Source organism: Allobacillus salarius (genome assembly GCF_007559425.1).
Lineage (GTDB): Bacteria > Bacillota > Bacilli > Bacillales > Alkalibacillaceae > Allobacillus > Allobacillus salarius.
In genome coordinates this window covers 1-3606 of the sequence record NZ_VMHE01000049.1, presented here as the reverse complement: position 1 = coordinate 3606, position 3606 = coordinate 1, and the positions used below count along the sequence as shown (strand labels likewise).

Here is a 3606-nt window from a genome sequence, read left to right as displayed (position 1 = left end):
GTTTTTAAAAATGCAATTCAAAACATTGGAGAAGTCTTTGTATTTTTAAAAAGAGCAATTATGAAATTGATTCATTTAGAATATTTTTCTAAATAATTCTAATTATTATTAAGTTAATCAAGGAAAAAGTAGTCTTACGTTTATGTCATCAAAAAACTCCCTTTCCGTAAGTCACTCTACGAAAGGGAGTTTTCGTTATTTTTTCAGTAATGATGCCGCTTCTTCATCCACAATCACTGTTACATGATTATGTGATTGAAGTGCAGTAATTGGCCAATCTTCACTTTGTGGACCTTCTACTAATTGTTGAATCGCTTCACTTTTATTTGTTCCATTGGCGATTAGCACGATTTCCTTTGCTTCCAATATAGACCCAATGCCCATCGTAATCGCATGTGTTGGTACTTCATCCATCGAACTGAAAAAGCGAGAATTTGCTTCACGTGTGGATTCAGCTAATCTTACTTCATGTGTATTCGATGAAAAAGATGTTCCAGGCTCGTTAAAGGCAATATGTCCGTTAACGCCAACACCTAGCAATTGTAAATCAATGCCGCCTTTATCTTTAATGATTTGGTCGTATGCTTCACACTCTTTTTCAATGTCCGTCGCTCTGCCATCAGGTAAAAAAGTTTGCTCTGGAGATAAGTTGAGCGGATCGAATAGTTTTTCTTTCATATAGTAATAATAGCTATTTGGATCGTCTTTCGGTAGACCAATATATTCATCCAAATTGAACGTCGTAACATGGGACAAATCAGCGTTTTTCTCTTGTGCCCATTCGATTAATTTGTCATATAACCCAAGTGGTGTACTGCCTGTCGCAAGTCCTAAATTAATGTTGTTTTTCTTTTGGATTTGCTCAATAAAAAATTCTACACCTTTTTGGCAAACCTCTTCGTAGTTTTTTACGACAATCACGTTCATGTTGCATCCCTCACCCTTATTTTATTTATCAATGGTCAAATAACCTCTACAAAATGTTTTCTTCACTTCGAAGTCTTCTGTCAAAACGACAAGGTCGGCATCGAGCCCTTCTCGAATGGCCCCTTTATAATGATCGACACCTAATGATTTAGCAACATTTCCTGAAGACAATTGTGCAAGCTTCATGAGGTCCATCGGCTTTAATTGAGCAGCGTTTTTCACCGCTTCATTCATTTTCAATACACTTCCGGCTAGCGTTCCATCCGCTAAACGTGCCTCACCGTCTTGGAGTGTCACTTCCTGTCCACCTAAGTCGTAAACGCCGTTTCTCAAACATTTACCACGCATCGAATCGGTAATCAACATCATCCGTTCAGCACCCAAATTTTGATAAGCCAATTGAACCATCGTTGGATTGACATGAATTTCATCAAAAATAACTTCTGCTTTAAGTTGATCACTCAAAAATACGGATCCTGCAACTCCTGGCTCACGATGGTGAATTCCACGCATGCCATTGAAAAGATGAGTCGCATGCTTCAAGCCATTTTGTTCTGCTTTTTTTACATCTTCATAAATAGCATCCGAATGGCCGATTGACGCAATGACTCCTTGATTGCTCAAGTGCTTGACGAATTCCTGTCCACCTTCCATTTCAGGTGCCATCGTGACGACTTTAATTAATTGATTGGACAGTTCTTGCCATGCATCAAATTGTTCCAAGTCAGGTCGTAAAATATGTTTAACGGGCTGTGCTCCCGCTCGTTTTTCATTAATAAACGGACCTTCCAAATGAATGCCTAGAATTTCCGCTCCTGTATAATCGGTCTCAACGAAACGTGCGACATTTTGAAGAGCCTGATCGGTCGCTTCTTTGCTTTCTGTAATCGTCGTCGCTAGAAAGCTAGTCGTTCCTTCCGCTGGCACGACCGATGTCATTTCTTTCAGTGCCTCCATCGTTCCATCCATCACATCATAGCCATTTGCTCCATGGATGTGAATATCAATGAATCCCGGAAAAACGATTTGGTTCGAAGTCAGTTCAATCACACGAATGTTTTCATCATTCGGTGCTTCTTCCATCGGACCGACGCGTTTAATTTTCTCATCTTCCACAAGTATGTAGCCAGGCTGGTACACTTCTTCATGCCCAACAACTCGGCCACCTTTAATCAACAACTGATTCACAACAATCGCCTCTTCTTTATGAAAAATTCCAATCTTTAACCATCTTATGTATGAAAGCACTTCCTCTAGAATTGTACCACTTTTATTACCAAAAAAGTAGTGAAAACCGCATAGGTGGTCGTTTATTTATGAGGGAATCAAACGTACTTATGATTTGAATCATTATTTTGCTTTCATGAATTTCTTGCCAGGTCATCCGTTTGTTTTCTATTACCAATGTACTATAATGAAAAAAACGCGCGATTTGTACGAGTTGCATTACATAGAGGGAGGACTGAACATGCAACAACACCATTGGAATCATTTAAGAGACATCAGCTTTGTATTGATCGGTGCCTTTGTTCTTGCTTTCAGTGTCAATTATTTCATCATTCCGAACATGCTTTCCGAAGGTGGTGTCATCGGTCTGACCGTTATTCTCGTTTATCTTTTTGACTGGTCACCTGGTGTGATTAACTTTGCATTGAACGCCGGACTAGTAATTGTCGGTTATAAGTTTTTTTCCAAACGAGCGTTAACCTATACAGCACTATCGGTTGTTTCAGTAGCTGTATTTTTATTGGTAACGGAAGGTTGGAGTAGTCCAATTGATGATGACCCATTACTTGCTGCATTATTTGCAGGGGTTTTTATCGGGTTAGGTCTTGGACTTATGCTCAGATCGGGTGGAACCGCTGGAGGAACCACCGTTATTGCACAAATTATGCACCAAGTATTTGGGTTTAGCGTTTCTGGTGTCGTGTTGTTCATCGATCTCGTGATTATCGCTGGTTCTTCTTTCGTCATTGGACAAGAACGAGCCATGTACACATTAGTCGCTGTATATATCAGTGCGAAAGTGATCGATATGGTATTAGAAGGACCAAATGCCCGAAGCGCTGTCATGATCATCAGCAACCAATCGGAAGCATTATTGGAAGCTATTACAGACCGGTTAGCTAGAGGTGTCACCGTCTTAGAAGGTCGCGGCGGTTATTCGAAAATGAACAAGCAAGTTCTCTATATCGTTGTAAACAAGCGGGAAATCGTCCGACTCCGAAAAATTGTCGATTCAATTGATCAAGATGCTTACATTACCGTTCACCGCGTTCAAGAAGTTTATGGTCGCGGGTATAAAGGACATACGAAATAGGTGATCATGTGTTGTGACTGTTGATAAATGTGAGTTGACTGCTGATAAACGTGGGCTGACTGTTGATAAACGCTTGCTGACTGTTGATAATAAGGCGCTGGCTGTCGATAAACACTTGCTAACTGTTGATAATAGCGTGCTAACTGTTGATAATAGCGTGCTGACTGTTGATAAATGCTTTCTAACTGTTGATAATAGCGCGCTGACTGTCGATAAGCGCTTTCTAACTGTTGTTAAACGCCCGCTGACTGTCGATAAACGCTTTCTAACTGTTGATAACAGGTAAGCGTAAAGATAACCACACCTATAATTCCACATCTCACTCCTCCATACTATAACTATCTTGATATGAAGGAGGT

General features: G+C 40.2%; 4 protein-coding genes. 2 read left to right on the top strand and 2 right to left on the bottom strand.

Annotated elements, in window-relative coordinates; all coding sequences use genetic code 11:
• Window positions 1-195 precede the first annotated feature (195 nt).
• Together nagB and nagA are read right to left on the bottom strand one after the other, a co-directional pair.
• Window positions 196-927: a glucosamine-6-phosphate deaminase gene (nagB, locus tag FPQ13_RS12810; protein ID WP_144089717.1), complete on the bottom strand. Its 732-nt coding sequence runs from the start codon at window positions 925-927 to the stop codon at window positions 196-198.
• A 21-nt stretch (window positions 928-948) separates the two neighbouring features.
• Entirely contained in the window at window positions 949-2115 is a 1167-nt protein-coding gene (gene nagA, locus FPQ13_RS12805) for an N-acetylglucosamine-6-phosphate deacetylase (protein WP_144089716.1), read from the bottom strand.
• A gap of 280 nt (window positions 2116-2395) precedes the next feature.
• Between nagA and FPQ13_RS12800 the strand changes: the two genes are divergently transcribed.
• Window positions 2396-3247, top strand: coding sequence for a YitT family protein (locus FPQ13_RS12800; RefSeq protein WP_144089715.1), 852 nt, complete (start codon window positions 2396-2398; stop codon window positions 3245-3247).
• A gap of 13 nt (window positions 3248-3260) precedes the next feature.
• Window positions 3261-3533 (top strand): hypothetical protein, encoded by a 273-nt coding sequence (locus FPQ13_RS12795; protein ID WP_144089714.1) that lies wholly within the window; start codon window positions 3261-3263, stop codon window positions 3531-3533.
• Window positions 3534-3606: the final 73 nt, after the last annotated feature.

Excerpts from the sequence above, each read along its gene's own strand:
- nagB (WP_144089717.1), bottom strand. The coding sequence starts at position 927 with ATGAACGTGATTGTCGTAAAAAACTACGAAGAGGTTTGCCAAAAAGGT.
- FPQ13_RS12800 (WP_144089715.1), top strand. The coding sequence starts at position 2,396 with ATGCAACAACACCATTGGAATCATTTAAGAGACATCAGCTTTGTATTG.